Below are 21,412 nucleotides of genomic sequence, written 5' to 3'. Positions count from 1 at the left end.
TGAGGGTTGGGGTTCAGGCCGGCACTTCGGCGAGGGCTTCGAGCGTGGCTGCGCCCGGCGCGCGGCGCCCTTGCTCGCAGTCGTGCACGAGCTCGACGATGCGGGCGTTCAACGGGCTTGCCACGCCGGCTTTTTCAGCTGTCGCGCACACGCCGCCGTTGATGACGTCGACCTCGGTGACGGCGCCGCGTTCGAGATCCTGCAGCATGGACGCCTTGGTGGCGCCGAGCCGGTCCATCAGGATTTGTGTTGCGGCATCGGCCCGTTCGACGTCGCCGGCGGACCGGACGACGAGCCGGTCCGGTTGCAAACCGATGATCTCGTCGAGTTCGATGCCTGCCGCGTGCGCGACGTCGTAGGCCTCGGTCCACAGCCGGTGGGCCAGTTCGCGGCCGAGCGGGTCGGCGACCACCTCGCGGTACAGCATTCCGCCGACCGCGCCGAGCCCGGAGAAGGTGCTGTTGAGCAGGAGCTTCGTCCAGATCTGACCCACGATGCGGGTCGAGATCCGCACCTCGGCCGCCGCGGCGAGGAGACGGCTCAGCCTCTCGACGCGTTCGGTGCGGCTGCCATCGGCCTCGCCGATGACGAACGGCGCGACGGTGGTCTGGGCGAGGTGGCCGGGACCGAGATTGGTCGCGCCCCACTCGGTGATCCCGACGACGAGCCGGCCGGGGCCGACGATCTGCCCAACGGTGTTCTGCACCAAGCCGTTACCGAGGAACACGTAGGTGTCCACCAGGTCGCCCGCGACCAACGGCGCGAGGGCGACGTCAAGGTACGGCGCCTTGAGCGTGACAAGCGCGTAGTCGAACCGGCCCGACAACTCGGCAGGGTCGGCGACCGCTGGGATGATGACCTGTGAGGTCTGTCCGAGCTCGTCGAATCGCAGCCCTGGCGAGTTCATCAGCCGCACGTGTTCGGTGTTGGCGTCGAGCACCGTGACGTCCCGGCCGGCCCGCGCGAGGTGCGCGGCGGTGACTCCGCCGATGGCACCCGCGCCGACGACGAGGATTCGGTCGGTCATGTTGTTACCTCTTTCTCTGTGACGTCCGCCGGCGCATCCTGGATCTTGAGGGTCAAGCTCACGAGGGCTCCGATGAACACCAGCGCGATCACGAACCACAGTCCGGCAGAAGGGTTGTCGGTCGCGGTCTCGATGAGGCCCATCACGAACGGGCCGACGAAGCCGCCGAGGATGCCGAGCGTGTTGACCAGCGCCAGCCCGCCGGCCAGCGCCGCACCCGCCAGCCTCGACGCAGGCACCGCGAACAGGATCGACTGGACGACAAAGAATGTGGACGCCGCGACGCAGAACCCGATGAGCGCGAGTGCGGGCCCGGCGACCGCCCCGATCGTGAATCCGATGACCATGGCGGCCATTCCGCCGAAGAGCATCGTCCGGGAACGGCGGCCGTCGGTGGCGTAGCGCGGCAGGACGAGAGTGCCGACGGCGGCCGCGACCCATGGCAGGGCCGTGAGCAGACCGATCGTGAGGTCGGACATCTCACCCCACTCGCCGATGATCCCGGGCAGGAAGTAGGTCAGGCTGTAGACCGCGATCTGGTGGGTGAAGTACACCGCGATCACCAACAGGATCTGCTTGTCCCGGAACACGCCGGCGAACGAATGCGTCCCGGACGCCTCGGCACCGTCCTGCTGCTCTTGTGCCAGCCGCTCGGTCAGCGCGCGGGCCTGGTGCGGGTCAAGCCATTTCGCGTCGTGGGGCCCGTTGGGCAGAAACTTGTACACGACGAACGCGAGCGCTACCGCGGGCAGGCCCTCGATCACGAACATCCACTGCCAGCCGTGCCAGCCCAGGGCTCCGTCCATGCCGAGCAGGGCACCGCCGATGGGCGCGCCCATGATGTTGGCGAGGCAGACCGCGACCAGGAAAGCACCGTTGGCCCTGGCCCGCTCCCGGCGCCCGAACCAGTACGTGAGGTAGAGCATCACGCCGGGGAACAGGCCGGCCTCGGCCATCCCGAGCAGAACGCGCAGCACATAGAACGACACGGGCCCTTGCACGAAGGCCATGGCCGCCGACAACAGTCCCCAGGTCACCATGATCCGGGTGATCCACAGCCGGGCGCCGACGCGGTGCATGATGAGGTTGCTCGGAACCTCGCACAGCGAGTAGGCCAGGAAGAACAACCCGGCACCCAAACCGTATGCGGCAGCGGATAATCCGAGGTCGGCTTCCAGGTGCGTTTTGGCCAGGCCGATGTTGGTGCGGTCGATGAAGGCGATGATGTACGCCGCGATCAAGAGCGGCATCAGCTTTCGGAAGATGAGCCTGTTCAATTCGGTGTCCGTGGCCATGCAGGGCCCCTTCTTGAGGGTGTCGAAAGATGGTCCCGTGGGCTGTTGCCCAGGGAGTGGTGTTGTGTTGTTGGTCAGGCGGCGGCCGCGTGTTTTCGCGGGCAGCCGCAGGTGGTTCCGATGCGGAGTTCGTGCGCGCGCAGCACCGACTGGTACGAGCCTCCGGCGCCGTCGATACGACGGGTCAGGAGTTCGATTGACTGCTCGGCCATTTCGCGGCGCGGCTGATTGACGGTGGTGAGCTCGACGAGCGGGGACGCGCCAGGAAAGAGTCCGTCGAAGCCCGTCACGGCGACGTCCTCGGGCACGTTGATCGAGTGCGCGCGCAGCGCGCTGATGGCGCCGAGCGCGATGGCGTCACTGCCGCACACGATCACGTGGGGCAACGCCTTGCGGGCCAGCACCTGCTCGACGGCCACATAGCCGCCCCGCTCACTGAGGTAGGTGCTGATGTGGTGCGACGCGATGCTGCGGATGCCGTGCGATTCCGCGGTGCGGACGAACCCGTCTTCCCTGGCCGCCGATGCGCTCGACGTGCGCGGCCCGACGATCGTGACGATGTCCCGATAGCCGTGCCCGACAACGTGTTCCATCATCTCCGAGGCCGCGGCCCGATCGTCGATCCCGACGAAGTCGGCGTCAATGCGCTCGATCCGCCGCGACAGCTGCACCAACGGGATGTGCGCGCTGCGCAGCGACCGGATCACCTCGCCGTCGTCGGGATGCAGCACGGTGAACACGACACCGTCGACGTGCCGCGCGATCATCGCGTCGACCACCGAGCGCAACGTCTCGGGATCCTCCTGCGTGTGGGCCAGGAAGACCTCGTATCCGCGGGCGCGCGCGGCGTCGATGGTGCCCGCTGCGATCTCGGTGTAGAAGGGATTGGCGATGTCGGTCAAAACCAGACCGATGACGCGGGTCTGATGCGAGCGGAGCCGGTCGGCACGCGCGCTCGAGATGTGCCCCAGCTCCTCGGCCACCTCCAGGATTTTCGCCCGGGTCTGCTCCGACACCCCGCTGCGGCCGTTCATCACATACGAGACGGTGGCAGGTGAGACGCCGACGGCCCGCGCGACGTCAGCCGCCGATATGCGTGTTCTCACCGGTTCACCTCCCTGGCTCGGCCTGGTGTCCCGACGTTAAGTGTGACCCAAATCGTTAAGCAACGTTAAGTTGAGGCGCACCGGGCATGCTGCGGTACAGCGGGGAATCGCGGCGGCCAAGTGTGATCGGCCGCTGTCGACCCAGGCTGAATGTCAGGGATCACAACTTAACGTTGCTGAACGCCGCGAAGTGCTCCTAGCGTTCCCGCAATGTTCGACAGGCATGCCGTGATCGACGTGGTCGTCGATCTCAAGACCACGCTGGGCGAGGGACCGTTGTGGGACTGCGAGCAGCAGTTGTTGTACTGGATCGACAGCGCGGACGGACGCATCTTTCGCTCGACTGCAGAGGGCTCGCACATCCGTGCCTGGGACGTCGGGCAGAAGATCGGGTCAATGGCGCTGTGCCGCGACGGCGAACACGCGATCGTCGCCCTCGCGAACGGCCTCCACAAGCTCGATCTGGCCGACGGCAGACTCACGGAACTGATCGACCCCGAGCCCGGCCTGCCGAACAACCGGCTCAACGACGGCAAGGTCGACAAACGCGGCCGCTTCGTGGTCGGCTCGATGGACACGCTCGAGGACTCGCCCAGCGGCAAGCTCTACAGCTACGACCCGGACGGATCGCTCACGGTGCTCGACGAGGGCATCACGGTCTCCAACGGCCCGTGCTGGAGCCCGGACGGCCGCACGCTGTACTTCTGCGACACCTGGACCGGCGAGATCTGGGCGTACGACTATGACCTCGACACCGGTGCGGTGGCCAACCGGCGCACGTTCGCGCGCGTCGACACCAGCTCGGGCGGGGCGGCCGACGGCGCGACCGTCGACGCCGAGGGCTACCTGTGGCAGGCACTGGTGTACGGCGGCAAGATCATTCGCTACGCGCCGGACGGAACCGTCGACCGCGTCATCGACTTCCCGGTGCGGAAGCCCACGAGCGTCATGTTCGGCGGCGCCGATCTCGACGTCCTCTACGTGACCTCGATGGCCCGGCCGCCCCTGCCGCGGTTCCCCGAAGACGGCCAGCTGCGCGGCTCCCTGTTCGCGATCCGCGATCTGGGGGTCCAGGGCATTCCCGAGAACAGGTTCGGTGCATAGCCATGAAAACTCCTTCGCGTCGCGGTTCCCTGCGCAACACCCACAAGTACTCGTGGATCTCGCTCGCCGTGTGCTGGCTGATCTGGATCCTCAACGCCTATGACCGCGAGATCATCCTGCGGCTCGGGCCGACGATCTCCGAGCAGTTCCACCTCAGCCCGGATGCGTGGGGCGCCATCGCATCGCTGATCATGATTTCGCTCGCAGTCCTGGCGATCCCCGGATCGACTCTGAGCGACCGGTACGGGGGCGGCTGGAAACGCGCGCGCTTCCAGGTTCCGCTCGTGATCGGTTACACGGCGCTGTCGTTCATATCGGGGCTGAAAGCGGTCAGCTCGCACGCCGTCGCGTTCATCGCGCTGCGGGTCGGGGTCAACCTCGGCGCCGGATGGGGCGAGCCCGTCGGTGTCAGCAACACCGCCGAATGGTGGCCCAAGGAACGCCGCGGCTTCGCGCTCGGCGTGCACCACACCGGATACCCGGTCGGATCGCTGCTCAGCGGCTTGTCCGCGGCAGTCGTGATCGCGACGTTCGGCGCGTCGAACTGGTCCTACACGTTGTTCCTCGGCCTGATCGTCGCCGTGCCGCTGATGATCTTCTGGGGGCGCTACTCGACCGCCGACCGCATCGCCACGCTGTACAGCGACATCGCCGCCAAAGGACTCACCCCACCCGACGGCGACCTCGGCCGCAGCGGCGGCGCAAAAGGATTGATCTCGGCCTGCTTCCGCAACCGCAGCATCAACCTCACCGCGCTCACCACGATGCTGACCCAGATCGTCTACATGGGCATCAACGTCGTGCTGCCCGCCTACCTCTACAACGTCGTCGGGCTGTCGCTGGCCGAATCGGCCGGCCTCAGCGTGGTGTTCGCGTTCACCGGCATTCTGGGGCAGATCCTCTGGCCCACGCTGTCCGACGTGATCGGGCGCAAGTCCACCATCATGATCTGCGGCGTGTGGATGGCGGTCAGTGTGGCCTGCTTCTATTTCGCGACGTCGTCACTGCTCGTGGTCGTCATCCAGTTGGCCTTCGGACTGGTCGCTAACGCGGTGTGGCCCATCTACTACGCCGCGGCGTCCGATGCCGCGCCAGAAGGCGCCGTCTCCACCGCGAACGGCATCATCACCACGGCCATGTTCATCGGTGGTGGAATCGCGCCGCTGCTCATGGGCAGGCTGATCTCCCTCGGCGGCGGGTGGACCGCGCACGGCGGCTACATCGTGTGCTTCTTCGTCATGTCGGCGTGCGCGCTGCTGGGAGTGGTGCTCCAACTCTTTCTGCGCCGTCCGGCTCCGGCCGACGACGAAGAACCGCGCGAGCTCACGTTGCGTTGACCGCCCGGGGGCGGCCCGCGGGCGCGGTACCCTCTGTCTCGATGTCCACCACTGAGATCGCGACCACCGCCAAGAGCCTCATGGGCTGGGGCCGCACCGCGCCGACCGTGGCACAGGTGCTCACCACCTCGGACCCCGAGGAGATCGTCAAAGCGGTGGCGGAGGCCGCCGACGGCAGGCACCGGGGCGTGATCGCCCGCGGGCTGGGCCGCTCCTACGGCGACAACGCGCAGAACGGCGGCGGCCTGGTCATCGACATGCCCGCGCTGAACCGCATCCACTCGATCGACGCCGAGACCCGGATCGTGGACGTGGACGCCGGGGTGAACCTCGACCAGCTGATGAAGGCCGCGCTGCCGTTCGGGCTGTGGGTTCCGGTGCTGCCGGGCACGCGTCAGGTCACCATCGGCGGGGCCATCGGCTGCGACATCCACGGCAAGAACCACCACAGTGCGGGCAGCTTCGGCAACCACGTGCGTTCGATGGACCTGCTGACCGCCAACGGCGACGTGCGCCGGCTGACCCCGGACGGGCCCGAGGCCGAACTGTTCTGGGCCACGGTCGGCGGCAACGGACTGACCGGCATCATCCTGCGCGCGACGATCGAGATGACGCCCACCGAGACCGCGTACTTCATCGCCGACGGCGATGTCACGAACACCCTCGACGAGACCATCGCGTTCCACAGCGACGGCACCGAGGACAACTACACGTACTCCAGCGCCTGGTTCGACGCCATCAGCGCGCCGCCCAAGCTGGGCCGGGCCGCGATCTCCCGGGGATCGCTGGCCAAGCTCGACCAGCTGCCCAAGAAACTGCAGAAGAATCCGCTGAAATTCGATGCGCCGCAACTGCTCACGCTGCCCGACGTGTTCCCCAACGGGCTCGCGAACAAGTACACGTTCGGCCCCATCGGCGAACTCTGGTACCGCAAATCCGGCACGTACCGCAACAAGGTGCAGAACCTGACGCAGTTCTACCACCCGCTCGACATGTTCGGGGAGTGGAACCGCGCGTACGGCCCGGCCGGGTTCGCGCAGTACCAGTTCGTGGTGCCCACCGAGGCCGTCGAAGAGTTCAAGGGCATCATCTACGACATCCAGCGCTCGGGGCACTACTCGTTCCTCAACGTGTTCAAGTTGTTCGGGCCGGGCAACCAGGCCCCGCTGAGCTTCCCCATTCCCGGCTGGAACGTGTGCGTCGACTTCCCCGTGAAACCGGGCGTCGGCGAGTTCCTCACCGACCTCGACCGCCGGGTGCTGGAGTTCGGTGGCCGGCTCTACACCGCGAAGGATTCGCGGACCACGGCCGAGACGTTCCACTCGATGTATCCGCGCATCGACGAGTGGATCGCGGTACGCCGAAAGGTCGATCCCGACGGCGTCTTCATGTCGGACATGGCGCGCCGTCTCGAGCTGTCCTGAGCCGCTGACCACGGGTTGAGACGGCCGAGAACTTTTTCTTGACTAATTCCAGATAACGGGCCAGACTTCGTGTCGTGGGCACGACTGCGGACTTCCAGAAGTTGCTTCGGGGAGCCGATTTACGTGTGACCCGGCCCCGCTTGGCAGTGCTGGGGGCGGTGCACGCGCACCCGCACGCCGACACGGATTCGATCATCCGAGCGGTGCGCCAGGAGCTGCCGGAAGTGTCGCACCAGGCCGTGTACGACTCGCTGCACGCGCTGACCGCAGCGCGCCTGGTGCGGCGCATCCAACCATCAGGCTCCGTGGCTCGCTACGAGTCACGAGTCGGCGACAACCACCACCACGTCGTATGCCGGGCGTGCGGTGCGATCGCCGACGTCGACTGTGCGGTAGGTGAGGCACCTTGCCTGACCGCGTCAGCAGACCACGGCTTCGAGATCGATGAAGCCGAGGTCATCTACTGGGGCATTTGCCCCGAATGTTCCACTGCTCCAATTAGATAGCCCTTATCCCCGCCAGCCCCGGAAAGGATTTGTCATGGCTGAAGCCGAAACCCATCCCCCTATCGGTGAGTCTCAGACCGAACCCGCCGAAAGCGGTTGTCCCATGCGGATCAAGCCTCCCGTCGAGGGTGGCAGCAACCGCGACTGGTGGCCCAACGCGGTCAATCTCAAGATCCTGCAGAAGAACCCGCCTGCCATCGACCCGACCGACGAGGGCTACGACTACCGCGAGGAAGTCAAGACGCTCGATTTCGAGGCGTTCGAGCGCGATTTCGATGAGCTGCTGACCAATTCGCAGGACTGGTGGCCCGCCGACTTCGGCCACTACGGCCCGCTTTTCATCCGCATGTCGTGGCACGCGGCAGGCACCTACCGGGTCGAGGACGGCCGCGGTGGCGGCGGGCGCGGCATGCAGCGCTTCGCCCCGCTGAACAGCTGGCCCGACAACGTCAGCCTGGACAAGGCGCGCCGTCTGCTGTGGCCGCTCAAGAAGAAGTACGGCAAGAAGATCTCGTGGTCGGACCTCATCGTCTACGCGGGCAACCGGGCCATGGAGCACATGGGCTTCAAGACCGCGGGCTTCGCGTTCGGCCGCCCGGACTACTGGGAGCCCGAGGAGGACATCTACTGGGGCGCCGAGCACGAGTGGCTGGGCTCGCAGGAGCGCTACTCCGGCAGTGACCGCACCAAGCTGGAGAACCCGCTGGCCGCCAGCCACATGGGTCTGATCTACGTGAATCCCGAAGGCCCCGAAGGCAAGCCGGATCCGGTGGCCGCAGCCATCGACATCCGCGAGACCTTCGGCCGGATGGCGATGAACGACGTCGAGACCGCAGCGCTGATCGTCGGTGGCCACACCTTCGGCAAGACCCACGGCGCGACCGACATCGAGAACGGCGTCGAGCCCGAAGCCGCTCCGCTCGAGCAGATGGGGCTCGGCTGGGCCAACCCGGGCGTCGGCAACGACACCGTCAGCAGCGGCCTCGAGGTGACCTGGACGCACACCCCCACCAAGTGGGACAACAGCTTCCTGGAAATCCTCTACAGCAACGAGTGGGAGCTCACCAAGAGCCCCGCGGGCGCCTACCAGTGGAAGCCCAAGGACAACGGCTGGGCCAACTCTGTGCCGATGGCCCAGGGCACCGGCAAGACCCACCCGTCGATGCTGACCACCGACCTGTCGATGCGGATGGATCCGATCTACGGTGAGATCACCCGCCGCTGGCTGGATCACCCGGAGGAGCTGGCCGAGGAATACGCCAAGGCGTGGTTCAAGCTGCTGCACCGCGACATGGGACCGGTGGTGCGCTACCTCGGCCCGCTGGTGCCGAAGCAGACCTGGCTGTGGCAGGACATCACCCCCGCAGGCAAGACGCTGTCCGACGCTGACGTCGCCACGCTCAAGACGGCCATCGCGGAGTCGGGCCTGAGCGTGCAGCAGCTGGTGAACACCGCGTGGAAGGCAGCGGCGTCGTACCGCTCCAGCGACATGCGGGGCGGGGCCAACGGCGGCCGGATCCGGCTGCAGCCCCAGCTCGGCTGGGAGGTCAACGAGCCCGACGAGCTGGCGCAGGTGATCCGGAAGCTCGAGGAGATCCAGCAGGCCTCGGACACTGGCGTGTCGTTCGCCGACCTGGTGGTCCTCGGCGGTGTCGTGGGCCTGGAGAAGGCGATCAAGGACGCCGGCTTCGACGTCGCGGTGCCGTTCACCTCGGGTCGCGGGGACGCCAGCCAGGACCAGACGGACGTCGAGTCGTTCGCCTACCTGGAGCCCAAGGGCGACGGTTTCCGCAACTTCGTCGGCAAGGGCGACACCCTGGCGCCCGAGTACCGGCTGATCGACCGGGCCAACCTGCTCGGCCTGACGGCTCCCGAGATGACCGTGCTGATCGGCGGCCTGCGGGTGCTGGGTGCCAACCACGGTGGCTCGGACCTGGGGGTTCTGACGGACAAGAAGGGTCAGTTGACCAACGACTACTTCGTCAACCTCACCGACATGGGCACCAAGTGGGCACCGGCCCCGGCCGATGACGGCACGTACGTCGGCACCGACCGCGCCACCGGTTCGCCCAAGTGGACCGCGAGCCGAGTCGACCTGCTGTTCGGCTCGAACTCGCAGCTGCGGGCCCTGGCCGAGGTGTACGCCGAAGACGATTCCAAGGAGAAGTTCGTCAAGGACTTCGTCGCGGCGTGGACCAAGGTGATGAACAACGATCGGTTCGACCTCGAGGTCTGACCGACCGACTGACGCACGGTGCAACACCCCGCGGGCTTCGGCTCGCGGGGTGTTGTTGTGTCACTGGGGTTTTGCGCGCATCGCACGGTAGGCGGCCCTGCCGAAGGTCTCGGCGACCAGCCCGGAGTCGTCATCGCCCGCGAGCATCTTCCGCACCGCGGCCTCGCAGATCGCCAGGAACACCTCGACCAGCATGGGCAGGACGGTCTCGACGTCCTCGACCTGCCAACGCTGCAACAGGGGGCGCATGACAGTCGCGAGCTGGTTGCGGATGCGCTCACGCCCGCGCGCGACGGCCGCGGTGAGCACCGGGTCGGCGTCGGTCCCGAACATGATGCGCCACGACGCCGGACGCTCACGCACGGTGGAGTGCAGCGCGCGGAACCCGTCGACGAACAACTGCTCGATGGAACCGGTGCGGCGCGGCGGCAGCAGTTCGAGCAGGCCGGCCAGCACCGTGTCGGTTTCCCGATCCAACAGTGCGGCAAGCACTTCCCCGCGGCCGGGATAGCAGGCGTAGACGACCGGCCGGGTGACACCCAGCCGCTTCGCGATGTTTCCCATCGTCACATCGGCCAGGCCCTGCTGCGCGGCGATCTCCAACGCGGTGTCGAGTACCTGCGGCCGGCGGCGGTCCGGGCCCAGATGCTCGGCCCGGGCCCGGTTGGCGATTGCTGCTTGGTTCACGTCAGTTCACTCATGTCAGGGAGACATCCGCAATGATCAGCACCGGCCACGCGACGATCTCGCCCAACAGTGAAAACAGCTTGTCCAGCCCTGTCAACCCAGCGATGTGATCACTGTGGGTCAGAGCCCAGACCACGCCGATCACGAAGTACGGGACGCCAACCACGAGCGCAAGATAGACGAGCTGCCTGATGCTCAACCGGTAGTTGAGAAAATCCTTGATCATGCGTCAACCGATCCCACCGAGAATCGGCTGCGACTCAACGATGCCCTCGTCACTGGGTGCACGCCCTTCGCCGAACACGCGGACCGCCTGCCTATCGCGAAGCTCGAAGTGCGCCTGGCTCGGGGCGGCGTAGCCGTAACGACGCTGGGCCTCGCGCGGGGTCGTGGTGACCGGATCCTTCGGCGGGACCGACAGCAGTACCCGCGCACCGATCGGCAGGGTTGCCGGTGACAGGAGCCGAAGCAGGATCAGCTGCAGCCGCTTGCTCATGGCGATCAGGGTGAACCCAGCGCTCAGCGGCGCCACCACCAAAGCGTCGAGCACCCGGGAAGTGCTGAGCCCGGCCATCTTTCGCATCCACCGTGGCATCGTCGCCAAGGTGCCGCGGCGCAGGAGCGCGGTGATCACCAAGGTTGCCGGACGCAGCAGCAGCGGCATCTCGGGCAACATCACCTCGGCGCCGAGCAGGTGGCGCATGGCCTGCCGGGCGATGTCCGAACCGATCAGCTGGGGCCGCATCTGCTCGAAGTACTCACGGATACCCTCGCGGGTACGGGGAACATCGGACGGGTCGCAGGTCTGCAGCTCGGCGGCGATCGAGCATTCCCGCCAGTACTGCAACTCCTCCTCCGGCGGCAGCGGGCCGGGGCCGTACTTCTCGTAGGCCACCAGGATCGAATGCCACGCGGTCAGGTGAATCCACAGCTGCGAACGAGGATCGTTGGCGTCGTAGGTCTTTCCGGTCACCGGATCGGTGCCGATGGCCTTGGAGTGGATCTTGACCAGGACATCGGCGGCCTTCGTGGTCGAGCGGCTGTCGTCGAACGCCACCATGGCGAAGTAGCGCAACGTCCGGTCATACCGGGTGCGCGGCCGCGAGTAGATCTCATGAGTCTTGTCGACCGCCGCGACAAGCGCCGGGTCGAGTTCTTCGACGACGACGGCGCGCTGAAACCCGATGGAGAGCGACGTGGGATAACTCCACACCTTCCACGTCACCGAATCGGGGCCGAAGAACCCGTAGTCCTCCCCAGGTTCCGTCTCGGGCAACGTCAACCAGTCACGGATGGCCATGTCTCCCCCATTTCCTACAAGGTGTAGAAAAAAGCTACGCGATGTAGGAAAGCGGGTCAAGATGCCTGCGCGCGGATTGTCCGGCTTTGTCAGAGTTGCCGCACGGTACCCTCGTCACGATGTCCCCGAGGCTTGGAGCTGCGCTAGATGGTGTTCGACGCCGTAGGTAACCCCCAGACGATTCTGCTGCTCGGCGGCACTTCGGAGATCGGGCTGGCAATCTGTGAGCGCTATCTGCGCACCGCGCCCGCCCGCATCGTGCTGGCCGCGCTGCCCGACGATCCGGGCCGCGACGACGCCGTGGCCCAGATGCGTGCCGCAGGCGCCAAGGACGTCGAGGTGATCGACTTCGACGCAGTCGACACCGCCAGTCACCCCGCCGTCATCGACAAGGCGTTCGCGGGCGGCGATGTGGATGTCGCGATCGTCGCGTTCGGCCTGCTCGGCGACGCCGAGGAGCTGTGGCAGAACCAGCGCAAGGCCGTGCAGATCGCCGAAATCAACTACACCGCAGCCGTTTCCGTGGGTGTGCTGCTCGGCGAGAAGATGCGCGCGCAGGGTTCGGGCCGCATCATCGCGATGAGCTCGGCCGCCGGTGAGCGCGTGCGCCGGTCCAACTTCGTCTACGGCTCCACCAAGGCCGGCCTGGACGGCTTCTACCTGGGCCTCGGCGAGGCCCTGCGCGAGTATGGTGTTCGGGTACTGGTGATCCGGCCCGGCCAGGTCCGTACCCGAATGAGCGCCCACGTCAAAGAAGCACCGCTGACGGTCGACAAGGAGTACGTCGCCGAGCTTGCGGTCACCGCATCGGCGAAAGGCAAGGAACTCGTCTGGGCCCCAGGCGCATTCCGCTACGTGATGATGGTCCTGCGGCACATCCCGCGGCCCATCTTCCGCAAGCTCCCCATCTGATGCGGGGCCCGGCCAGGGTGGTCGGCCAGATGGTCATCGCCGTGCTGATCTCGTCGGCCGTGGCCGGCGTGTCGATCGCCGCGATAGCCCGCGTGGAATGGCCCGCCTACAACACCTCCAACCAGCTGCACGCCCTCACCACCGTCGGCCAATTCGGCGCCCTGGCAGGCATATTCGCCGCCGGTGTGCTGTGGCGCCGGGGCAGGCGCACGCTGGCCAGGCTGGCCGGGCTCGTCTTTCTGTCCGCGTTCTCGGTGGTCACGCTCGCCATGCCGCTCGGGGCCACCAAGCTGTACCTGTTCGGGGTCTCGGTCGACCAGCAGTTCCGCACCGAGTACCTGACCCGGCTCACGGACACTCCCGGCCTGCACGACATGACCTACATCGGGCTGCCGCCGTTCTACCCGCCGGGCTGGTTCTGGATCGGCGGGCGCATCGCGGCGGGCACCGACACGCCCGCGTGGGAGATGTTCAAGCCGTGGGCCATCGTGTCCATCACGATCGCCACCGTCCTGGCACTTGTGCTGTGGGCAGCCATGATCCGCTTCGAGTACGCACTGATCGCAGCCACCGCGGGCACCGCGGCGATGCTGGCCTATTCCCCCGCCGAGCCGTACGCGGCCATCATCACGGTGCTGCTGCCCCCGGTGTTCGTGTTGGCGTGGTCGGGGTTGCGGGGCAAGTCCCGCAACGGCGGCTGGGCCGCGATCGTCGGGGTCGGTGTCTTCCTCGGCGTGACGGGGCTCTTCTACACGCTGCTGTTCGCCTACGCCGCGTTCACCTTGGCCATCATGGGCATCGTGCTCGCGGTGGCCCGCCGCACGTTCGACCCGCTGCTGCGGGGAATCGTGATCGCGGCGATCTCCGGCGCGATCGCGCTGATCGGCTGGGGCCCGTACCTGCTGGCCGCCGCGCGCGGCAAACCCGCCGACACCGGAACGGCCCAGCACTACCTGCCCCAGGACGGCGCCCAGCTGACATTCCCGATGCTGAGCGGCACGTTGCTGGGTGCGCTGTGCATGGTCGGCACGCTGTGGCTCGTGGTGCGGGCCCGCTCGTCGACGCGCGCCGGCGCCCTGGCCGTCGCGGTGCTCGCGGTCTACGCGTGGTCGCTGCTGTCGATGCTGACCACCCTGGTGGGCACCACGCTGCTGTCGTTCCGGCTGCAGCCGACCCTGACCGTGCTGCTCACCACCGCGGGCGCGTTCGGTTTCGTCGAGGCGTCGCTGGCGATCGCGCGGCGCTACCAGCCCGAAACGGGGCGCCGGGTGGTCGCGGCCGCGGCCGCGGTCGGCTCGATCGGCGCGCTGACCTTCAGCCAGGACATTCCCGACGTGCTGCGCCCCGACATCAACGTGGCCTACACCGACACCGACGGGACCGGGGTCCGCGCCGACCGCCGGGCCCCGGGTGCCGAGCGCTACTACCGCGAGATCGACGCCAAGATCCTCGACATCACCGGGGTGCCCCGCAACCAGACCGTGGTGCTGACAGCCGACTACAGCTTCTTGTCGTACTACCCGTACTACGGGTTCCAGGGTTTGACTTCGCATTACGCGAACCCGCTCGCACAGTTCGACGAACGCGCCAAGGCGATCGAGGACTGGGCCACGCTGACCAAGCCCGACCAGTTCGTCAGTGCCCTCGACGCGTTGCCGTGGCCGCCGCCGACGGTGTTCCTGATGCGGCACGGGGCCAACGACACCTACACGCTGCGACTCGCGTCCGACGTCTACCCCAACCAGCCCAACGTGCGCCGCTACCACGTTGCGCTCGATTCGGCGATCTTCGACGATCCGCGGTTCGAGGTGTCCGACGTCGGGCCGTTCGTCCTCGCAATCCGCAAGCCTGATGGGAAGCCGAGATCCGATGGCGACTGACGCCGCATTAGCATCAAAGCCCGTGAGTGGACCGCACCCAGCGGGCAGCAGCAACCACCGGACCGCGCGGCTCATCGCGATCGTCGCGGGTCTTCTCGGGGCAGTCATGGCGATAGCGACGCCGTTGCTGCCCGTCAAACAGACCACCGCCGAACTCAACTGGCCGCAGAACGGTGTCTGGCAGAGCGTCAACGCGCCGCTGATCGGCTACGTCGCGACCGACCTGACCATCAACGTGCCGTGTCAGGCCGCCGCCGGGCTGGCCGGACCGGACAACCGGGGCCGCACGGTCCTGTTGTCGACCGTGCCCAAGCAGGCCCCGAAAGCCATCGACCGCGGCCTGCTCATCGAACGCGTCAACAACGACCTGCTGATCATCGTCCGCAACACCCCCGTGGTGAGCGCGCCGCTCGACCAGGTGCTGAGCCCGGCCTGTCAGTACGTGACGTTCACGGCCCACGCCGACAAGGTGACGGGCGAATTCGTCGGCCTCACACAGGGCGACGCGAGCGGTACGGCCGACGACCCCGACGCGCCGTTGCGCGGCGAACGCAGCGGCTACGACTTCCGGCCCCAGATCGTCGGCGTCTTCACCGACCTCTCCGGGCCCGCTCCCGACGGGCTCAAGTTCTCGGCCACGATCGACTCGCGGTACAGCAGCGCACCCACGCTGCTCAAGACGCTCGCGATGATCATCGGTGTCGCGATGACCCTCATCGCGCTCGGCGCCCTGCACGTCCTCGACACCGCCGACGGCCGCGGGATCAAACGCTTCCTGCCCGCGCGCTGGTGGTCGCTGCGCCCGCTGGACGGCCTGGTGGCCGCGGTGCTGGTGTGGTGGCATTTCGTCGGGGCCAACACGTCCGACGACGGCTACATCCTGACCATGGCGCGCGTGTCCGAACACGCGGGCTACATGGCCAACTACTACCGCTGGTTCGGCACGCCAGAAGCCCCCTTCGGCTGGTACTACGACCTGCTGGCGCTGTGGGCGCACGTATCGACCGCGAGCGTGTGGATGCGCCTGCCCACGCTGCTGATGGCGCTCGCGTGCTGGTGGGTGATCAGCCGCGAGGTGATCCCGCGCCTCGGGCACGCGGTCAAGCACAGCCAGGCCGCGGCATGGACGGCAGCGGGCATGTTCCTGGCGTTCTGGCTGCCGCTCAACAACGGCCTGCGGCCCGAACCCATCATCGCGCTGGGCATCCTGCTGACGTGGTGTTCGGTGGAACGTGGCGTCGCGACCAGCCGGTTGTTGCCGGTGGCCATCGCGATCATCATCGGCGCGCTCACCCTGTTCTCCGGCCCGACCGGCATTGCCGCGGTGGGCGCGTTGCTGGTTGCCGTCGGGCCGCTGAAAACGATTGTGGCCGCGCATACTTCACGCTTCGGCCGGCTCGCGCTGCTGGCGCCGATCCTGGCTGCGGGCACCGTGACGATAATCCTGATCTTCCGCGACCAGACGCTGGTCGGCGAGATCGAGGCCAGCACCTTCAAATCCGCGGTCGGCCCCAGCCTGAGCTGGTTCGACGAGCACATCCGCTACGAGCGGTTGTTCACCACGAGCCCCGACGGTTCGGTGGCCCGGCGCTTCGCGGTGCTGACGCTGCTGCTGGCGCTGGCGGTGTCGGTTGCGATGTCACTGCGCAAGGGCCGCATCCCCGGCACGGCCGCGGGACCGAGCCGGCGCATCGTCGGCATCACGATCATCTCGTTCTTCGCCATGATGTTCACCCCCACCAAGTGGACCCACCACTTCGGGGTGTTCGCCGGGCTGGCCGGCTCACTGGGGGCGCTGGCCGCCGTGGCCGTCACGGCCGCCGCGATGAAGTCGCGCCGCAACCGGTCCATGTTCGCGGCCGCCGTGCTGTTCGTGATGGCGTTGTCGTTCGCGACCGTCAACGGCTGGTGGTACGTCTCCAACTTCGGCGTACCGTGGTCGAACTCGTTCCCCGAGTGGCACTTCGGATTCACCACGATGCTGCTGGGGCTTTCGGTGCTGACGCTGTTGCTCGCGGCGTGGTTCCACTTCAGCGGACGGGATGTGGCCGCTGACGGCCCGCAACGCCGCTGGCAACGCATCGTGCAGTCACCGCTGGCGATCGCCGCGTGGGTGCTGGTGATGTTCGAGGTTCTGTCGCTGACGCTGGCCATGACCGATCAGTACCCGGCGTGGTCGGTGGGCCGCTCCAACCTCGAAGCGCTGACCGGCAAGACGTGCGGTCTGGCCGACGACGTGATGGTCGAGGAGAACCCGAACGCGGGCATGCTCGCCCCGATCGGCGAACCGCCGGGCCAGGCCCTTGGCGCAGGTACGTCACAAGGCTTCGGGCCCAACGGGATTCCCTCCGACGTCTCTGCCGACCCCGTGATGGAACAGCCCGGGTCCGGCAACTTCGCCGACACCGACTCTGCCGACGAGACCGCGGCCGAGGCAGGCACCGAAGGCGGCACCACCGCGGCCGCGGGCGTCAACGGGTCACGCGCCCGGTTGCCCTACAACCTCGACCCGGCCACCACGCCCGTGCTGGGCAGCTGGCGGGCCGGCACCCAGTCCCCCGCCGTGATGCGCTCGGCGTGGTACCGCCTCCCCGATCGGGACAAGGCGGGCCCGCTGCTGGTGGTCTCGGCCGCCGGACGCTTCGACGCCGGCGAGGTCACCGTGCAATGGGCCGACGACGCCGGCGCCGCGCAGAACAAGCCGGGCGGCACCGTCGGATTCGCCGACGTCGGCGCCGCACCGGCCTGGCGCAACCTGCGCGCCCCGCTGGCCGCGATCCCACGCAACGCCACCCAGATCCGGCTGGTCGCCACCGATGACGATCTCGCGCCGCAGCACTGGATCGCGGTGACGCCGCCGCGCATCCCCGAACTGCGCACGCTGCAGGACGTGGTCGGGTCGACCGATCCCGTGCTGCTCGACTGGCTCGTGGGGCTCGCGTTCCCGTGCCAGCGGCCGTTCGCGCATCAGTACGGCGTGACCGAGGTGCCCAAGTGGCGCATCCTGCCCGACCGGTTCGGCGCGGAGGCCAACTCACCCGTGATGGACTACCTCGGTGGCGGGCCGCTGGGGATCTCGGAGCTGCTGCTGCGGCCGTCGAGCGTGCCCACCTACCTCAAGGACGACTGGTTCCGGGACTGGGGCGCGCTGCAGCGGTTGACGCCGTGGTACCGCGACGCCGTGCCGGCCCGCCTCGATCTGGGCACCGCGACCCGCAGCGGGCTGTGGAGCCCGGCGCCACTGCGGCTGAGTTGATCGGCGGCCACGCGGTAGGGGAACCCGGGGCTCACATCCTGGTCGCATACCATCGAGCCTCGTGCCTTCCGATGAACCAACCGATCGAGTTGTGGGCATCGCACGTCTGATCGCCGTCTTCGCCGGCATCGCGGGTGTGTTGCTGTGCGTCCTCGCGCCACTGCTACCAGTCACGCAGACCACCGCGACCATCCTGTGGCCGCAGGCCCCCGCGGCCGACGGGAACGTCAGCGATGTCACCGCTCCGCTGGTGGCAGGCGCACCCAAGGCGCTCGACGTCACGATCCCGTGTGCGACCGTCGCCACGTTGCCGCGAGACGGCGGCGTGGTGTTCTCGACCAACCCGGCCGGCGGCATCGAAGCAGGGCGCAACGGCATGTTCGTCCGGGCCAACGCCGACGTCGTCTACGTGGCGTTCCGCGACAGCGTCGCAGCCGTCGCGCCCCGGGCCGCCGTGGACTCCGGGGCCTGCAGCCAGATCCACGTCTGGGCCAACGTCGGAGCGGTCGGGGCCGACTTCGTCGGCATCCCGGGGGCCACCGGCACGCTGGCGGTCGACAAGCGCCCCCAGGTGTCAGGCCTGTTCACCGATCTGAAGGTGCCCGCCCAGCCCGGTCTGGGCGCCCGCGTCGACGTCGACACCCGGTTCATCACCGCACCGACCGCGCTCAAGTCGCTCGTGATGTTCCTGAGCGTCGCGTGCGTCATCGCATCGATCATCGCGCTGATCCTGCTGGACCGCGTCGCGGGCAGAAGACGGCCCCCGCGCACGCGCCGCCGGGTGGGCCTGTGGACCTGGATCACCGACGCCGGGGTGATCGGCGGACTGCTCGTCTGGCACATCGTCGGCGCGCTCTCGACCGACGACGGCTACAACCTGACGATCGCGAGGGTGTCGGCCGAAGCCGGCTATTCCGCCAACTACTACCGCTACTTCGGCGCCGCGGAAGCCCCGTTCGACTGGTACCAGAGTGTGCTGGCGCACCTGGCCGCGATCAGCACCGACAGCGTCTGGATGCGACTGCCCGCCACGGCGGCCGCGATCGCGACATGGCTCATCATCAGCCGCTGCATCCTGCCCCGGATCGGCAGGCGCGTGGCCGCCAACCGGGTCGCGATGCTGACCGCGGGCGCGACGTTCCTCGCCGCGTGGCTGCCGTTCAACAACGGCTTGCGGCCCGAACCACTGATCGCGTTCGCCGTGGTCGCGGTGTGGATCCTGGTCGAGAACGCCATCGGCACGCGGCGGCTGTGGCCCGCGGCCATCGCGATCGTCATCGCGATGTTCTCCGTGACGCTCGCCCCGCAGGGCCTCATCGCGTTGGCGCCGCTGCTGGTCGGCGCGCGCGCCATCGGCCGCATCGTGACCGAGCGGCGCCGCGGCCTCGGAATCCTGGCGTCGCTGGCCCCGCTCGCGGCGTCGGCCGCGCTTGTCTTCGTGATCGTGTTCCGCGACCAGACACTGGCCACGGTCGCCGAGGCCGTCCGCATCAAATACGTCGTCGGCCCGACCATCCCCTGGTACCAGGAATTCCTGCGGTACTACTTCCTCACGGTCGAGGACAGCGTCGACGGCTCGCTGACCCGGCGGTTCGCGGTGCTGGTGCTGCTGCTGTGCGTGTTCGGCCTGATCATGGTGCTGCTGCGGCGCGGCCGCGTGCCCGGGGCCGTCAGTGGCCCGGTGTGGCGGCTGGCCGGTTCGACCGCCATCGGGCTGCTGCTGCTGATGCTCACGCCGACCAAGTGGGCCGTGCAGTTCGGGGCGTTCGCCGGGCTGGCCGGAGCGCTGGGCGGCGTCACAGCCTTCGCGTTCGCCCGCGTCGGGCTGCACAGCCGCCGCAACCTGGCGCTGTACGTGACCGCGCTGCTGTTCATCCTGGCGTGGGCGACCTCTGGCCTCAACGGCTGGTTCTACGTCGGCAACTACGGCGTGCCGTGGTTCGACAAGCAACCCGTCATCTTCGGGTTCCCGGTCACCACGATCTTCCTGGTGCTCGCGATCGCGGGCGGCCTGCTCACCGGCTGGCTGCACTTCCGCATGGACTACTCCGGGCACACCGAGGTCGCCAACACCGGCCGCAACCGCGCGCTGGCGTCGACCCCGCTGCTCATCGTCGCGACTATCATGGTGGTGCTCGAGCTGGGCTCGATGCTCAAGGCGACGGCCGGCCGCTACCCCGTCTACACGACCGGTGCGGCCAACCTGGCCGCGCTGCGCTCCGGACTGTCCGAGGACAGCTGTGCCATGGCCGACGCGGTCCTCGTCGAGGCCGACACCAACGCCGGCATGCTGCAACCCGTCCCGGGGCAGCGCTTCGGCCAGTACGGTCCGCTCGGCGGCGAGGATCCCGTCGGCTTCACGCCCAACGGCGTCAGCGACACGCTCGAACCCGCCGAACCCGTGGCGGCCAACCCCGGCACCGTGAACTCCGACGGCCCGGTCGACAAGCCCAATATCGGCATCGGCTACACCGCGGGCACCGGTGGTGGCTACGGCCCCGAAGGTGTCAACGGCTCGCGGGTGTTCCTGCCGTTCGGTCTCGATCCCAAGCGGACCCCGGTGATGGGCAGCTTCAACGAGAACACCGTGGCCGCCAAGGCCACCTCGGCCTGGTACCAGCTGCCGCCCCGCACACCGGACCGCCCGCTCGTGACCGTCGCGGCCGCGGGTGCCATCTGGTACTACGAGGAAGACGGCTCGTTCAACTACGGCCAGTCGCTCAAGCTGCAGTGGGGCGTGGCCCGGCCCGACGGCTCGTTCCAGGCGCTCAACGAAGTGCAGCCGATCGACATCTTCCAGCAGAAGGCGTGGCGCAACCTGCGCTTCCCGCTCACCACGGCGCCACCGGAGGCCAACGTGGCCCGCATCGTGGCCGACGACCCGAACCTGTCCGAAGACCAGTGGTTCGCGTTCACCCCGCCGCGCGTGCCGGTGCTGCAGACCGCGCAACAGTTCCTCGGCAGCCAGACCCCGGTCATGATGGACATCGCCACGGCGGCGAACTTCCCGTGCCAGCGGCCGTTCTCGGAGCGGCTCGGCGTCGCCGAACTGCCGGAATACCGCATCATCCCGAATTTCAAGCAGATGGTGGCCTCCTCGAACCAGTGGCAGTCGGCTGCCGACGGCGGACCGTTCCTGTTCATCCAGGCGCTGCTGCGGACCGAGGCGATCCCGACGTACCTGCGTGACGACTGGTACCGGGACTGGGGCTCGCTCGAGCGCTACATCCGGGTGGTGCCGCAGGATCGGGCGCCGAGCGCAGCCATCGAGGAAGGACAGACGCGAGTGTTCGGATGGAGTCGCGGCGGACCGATCAGGGCCCTGCCGTGAACGAAGTGAAC

General features: G+C 67.9%; 15 protein-coding genes. 9 read left to right on the top strand and 6 right to left on the bottom strand.

The features are described from left to right. Window positions 1–13 precede the first annotated feature (13 nt). From G6N67_RS14125 to G6N67_RS14115, 3 genes are all read right to left on the bottom strand, one after another. Window positions 14–1,027, bottom strand: coding sequence for a ketopantoate reductase family protein (locus tag G6N67_RS14125; RefSeq protein WP_036431241.1), 1,014 nt, complete (start codon window positions 1,025–1,027; stop codon window positions 14–16). After that, window positions 1,024–2,304, bottom strand: coding sequence for an MFS transporter (locus G6N67_RS14120; protein ID WP_036435159.1), 1,281 nt, complete (start codon window positions 2,302–2,304; stop codon window positions 1,024–1,026). The genes G6N67_RS14125 and G6N67_RS14120 overlap by 4 nt, the downstream gene beginning before the upstream one ends. A 92-nt stretch (window positions 2,305–2,396) precedes the next feature. Next, window positions 2,397–3,428 carry a LacI family DNA-binding transcriptional regulator gene (locus tag G6N67_RS14115; RefSeq protein ID WP_036431239.1) on the bottom strand — a complete coding sequence of 344 codons (1,032 nt, stop codon included), beginning with the start codon at window positions 3,426–3,428 and terminating at the stop codon, window positions 2,397–2,399. 210 nt (window positions 3,429–3,638) lie between these two features. On the opposite strand from G6N67_RS14115, the gene G6N67_RS14110 reads away from it, so the two are divergent. The 5 genes from G6N67_RS14110 to katG all read left to right on the top strand — a co-directional run bounded on the left by G6N67_RS14110 (window position 3,639) and on the right by katG (window position 10,035). Then, window positions 3,639–4,532: an SMP-30/gluconolactonase/LRE family protein gene (locus G6N67_RS14110; protein WP_036431236.1), complete on the top strand. Its 894-nt coding sequence runs from the start codon at window positions 3,639–3,641 to the stop codon at window positions 4,530–4,532. 2 nt (window positions 4,533–4,534) lie between these two features. Next, on the top strand, window positions 4,535–5,869 hold the full coding sequence (locus G6N67_RS14105) for an MFS transporter (RefSeq protein ID WP_036431234.1): 1,335 nt from the start codon (window positions 4,535–4,537) through the stop codon (window positions 5,867–5,869). A gap of 41 nt (window positions 5,870–5,910) precedes the next feature. Then, a complete protein-coding gene (locus tag G6N67_RS14100) occupies window positions 5,911–7,293 on the top strand; it encodes a decaprenylphosphoryl-beta-D-ribose oxidase (protein ID WP_036431231.1) in 1,383 nt (460 codons plus the stop codon). Between the two features lie 74 nt (window positions 7,294–7,367). Beyond that, window positions 7,368–7,799, top strand: a complete 432-nt coding sequence (locus G6N67_RS14095; RefSeq protein ID WP_110798387.1) for a Fur family transcriptional regulator — start codon at window positions 7,368–7,370, stop codon at window positions 7,797–7,799. 34 nt (window positions 7,800–7,833) lie between these two features. Further along, window positions 7,834–10,035 carry a catalase/peroxidase HPI gene (gene katG, locus G6N67_RS14090; protein WP_036431227.1) on the top strand — a complete coding sequence of 734 codons (2,202 nt, stop codon included), beginning with the start codon at window positions 7,834–7,836 and terminating at the stop codon, window positions 10,033–10,035. A 60-nt stretch (window positions 10,036–10,095) separates the two neighbouring features. Here the strand turns inward: katG and G6N67_RS14085 are convergent, their stop codons facing one another. Genes G6N67_RS14085 through G6N67_RS14075 form a run of 3 tightly spaced genes read right to left on the bottom strand, consistent with a single transcriptional unit; the run spans window position 10,096 to window position 12,022 of the window. Continuing rightward, complete coding sequence (locus G6N67_RS14085; RefSeq protein ID WP_036431223.1) at window positions 10,096–10,722, bottom strand: TetR/AcrR family transcriptional regulator; 627 nt, start codon at window positions 10,720–10,722, stop codon at window positions 10,096–10,098. Window positions 10,723–10,732: 10 nt separating this feature from the next. Beyond that, window positions 10,733–10,948, bottom strand: a complete 216-nt coding sequence (locus G6N67_RS14080; RefSeq protein WP_036431220.1) for a hypothetical protein — start codon at window positions 10,946–10,948, stop codon at window positions 10,733–10,735. A 3-nt stretch (window positions 10,949–10,951) separates the two neighbouring features. Continuing rightward, entirely contained in the window at window positions 10,952–12,022 is a 1,071-nt protein-coding gene (locus G6N67_RS14075; RefSeq protein ID WP_036431217.1) for an oxygenase MpaB family protein, read from the bottom strand. Window positions 12,023–12,169: 147 nt separating this feature from the next. Between G6N67_RS14075 and G6N67_RS14070 the strand changes: the two genes are divergently transcribed. The 4 genes from G6N67_RS14070 (at window position 12,170) to G6N67_RS14055 (ending at window position 21,401) form a co-directional block, all read left to right on the top strand. Next, complete coding sequence (locus G6N67_RS14070; RefSeq protein ID WP_036431214.1) at window positions 12,170–12,934, top strand: decaprenylphospho-beta-D-erythro-pentofuranosid-2-ulose 2-reductase; 765 nt, start codon at window positions 12,170–12,172, stop codon at window positions 12,932–12,934. Then, window positions 12,934–14,814, top strand: a complete 1,881-nt coding sequence (locus G6N67_RS14065) for a galactan 5-O-arabinofuranosyltransferase (RefSeq protein ID WP_036431212.1) — start codon at window positions 12,934–12,936, stop codon at window positions 14,812–14,814. Before G6N67_RS14070 ends, G6N67_RS14065 begins: the two co-directional genes overlap by 1 nt. Beyond that, entirely contained in the window at window positions 14,786–18,070 is a 3,285-nt protein-coding gene (locus G6N67_RS14060) for an arabinosyltransferase domain-containing protein (RefSeq protein ID WP_081812479.1), read from the top strand. Before G6N67_RS14065 ends, G6N67_RS14060 begins: the two co-directional genes overlap by 29 nt. A 91-nt stretch (window positions 18,071–18,161) precedes the next feature. Beyond that, complete coding sequence (locus G6N67_RS14055) at window positions 18,162–21,401, top strand: arabinosyltransferase domain-containing protein (RefSeq protein ID WP_036431207.1); 3,240 nt, start codon at window positions 18,162–18,164, stop codon at window positions 21,399–21,401. Window positions 21,402–21,412 lie beyond the last annotated feature (11 nt).

Source organism: Mycolicibacterium mageritense (genome assembly GCF_010727475.1).
GTDB classification, from domain to species: domain Bacteria; phylum Actinomycetota; class Actinomycetes; order Mycobacteriales; family Mycobacteriaceae; genus Mycobacterium; species Mycobacterium mageritense.
This window is presented reverse-complemented; position numbering and strand designations above follow the sequence as displayed.

Coding starts and splice junctions, on each gene's coding strand:
- G6N67_RS14125 (WP_036431241.1), bottom strand. CDS start 1,027: ATGACCGACCGAATCCTCGTCGTCGGCGCGGGTGCCATCGGCGGAGTC.
- G6N67_RS14110 (WP_036431236.1), top strand. CDS start 3,639: ATGTTCGACAGGCATGCCGTGATCGACGTGGTCGTCGATCTCAAGACC.
- G6N67_RS14105 (WP_036431234.1), top strand. CDS start 4,535: ATGAAAACTCCTTCGCGTCGCGGTTCCCTGCGCAACACCCACAAGTAC.
- G6N67_RS14100 (WP_036431231.1), top strand. CDS start 5,911: ATGTCCACCACTGAGATCGCGACCACCGCCAAGAGCCTCATGGGCTGG.
- katG (WP_036431227.1), top strand. CDS start 7,834: ATGGCTGAAGCCGAAACCCATCCCCCTATCGGTGAGTCTCAGACCGAA.
- G6N67_RS14080 (WP_036431220.1), bottom strand. CDS start 10,948: ATGATCAAGGATTTTCTCAACTACCGGTTGAGCATCAGGCAGCTCGTC.
- G6N67_RS14075 (WP_036431217.1), bottom strand. CDS start 12,022: ATGGCCATCCGTGACTGGTTGACGTTGCCCGAGACGGAACCTGGGGAG.
- G6N67_RS14070 (WP_036431214.1), top strand. CDS start 12,170: ATGGTGTTCGACGCCGTAGGTAACCCCCAGACGATTCTGCTGCTCGGC.
- G6N67_RS14065 (WP_036431212.1), top strand. CDS start 12,934: ATGCGGGGCCCGGCCAGGGTGGTCGGCCAGATGGTCATCGCCGTGCTG.
- G6N67_RS14060 (WP_081812479.1), top strand. CDS start 14,786: ATGGGAAGCCGAGATCCGATGGCGACTGACGCCGCATTAGCATCAAAG.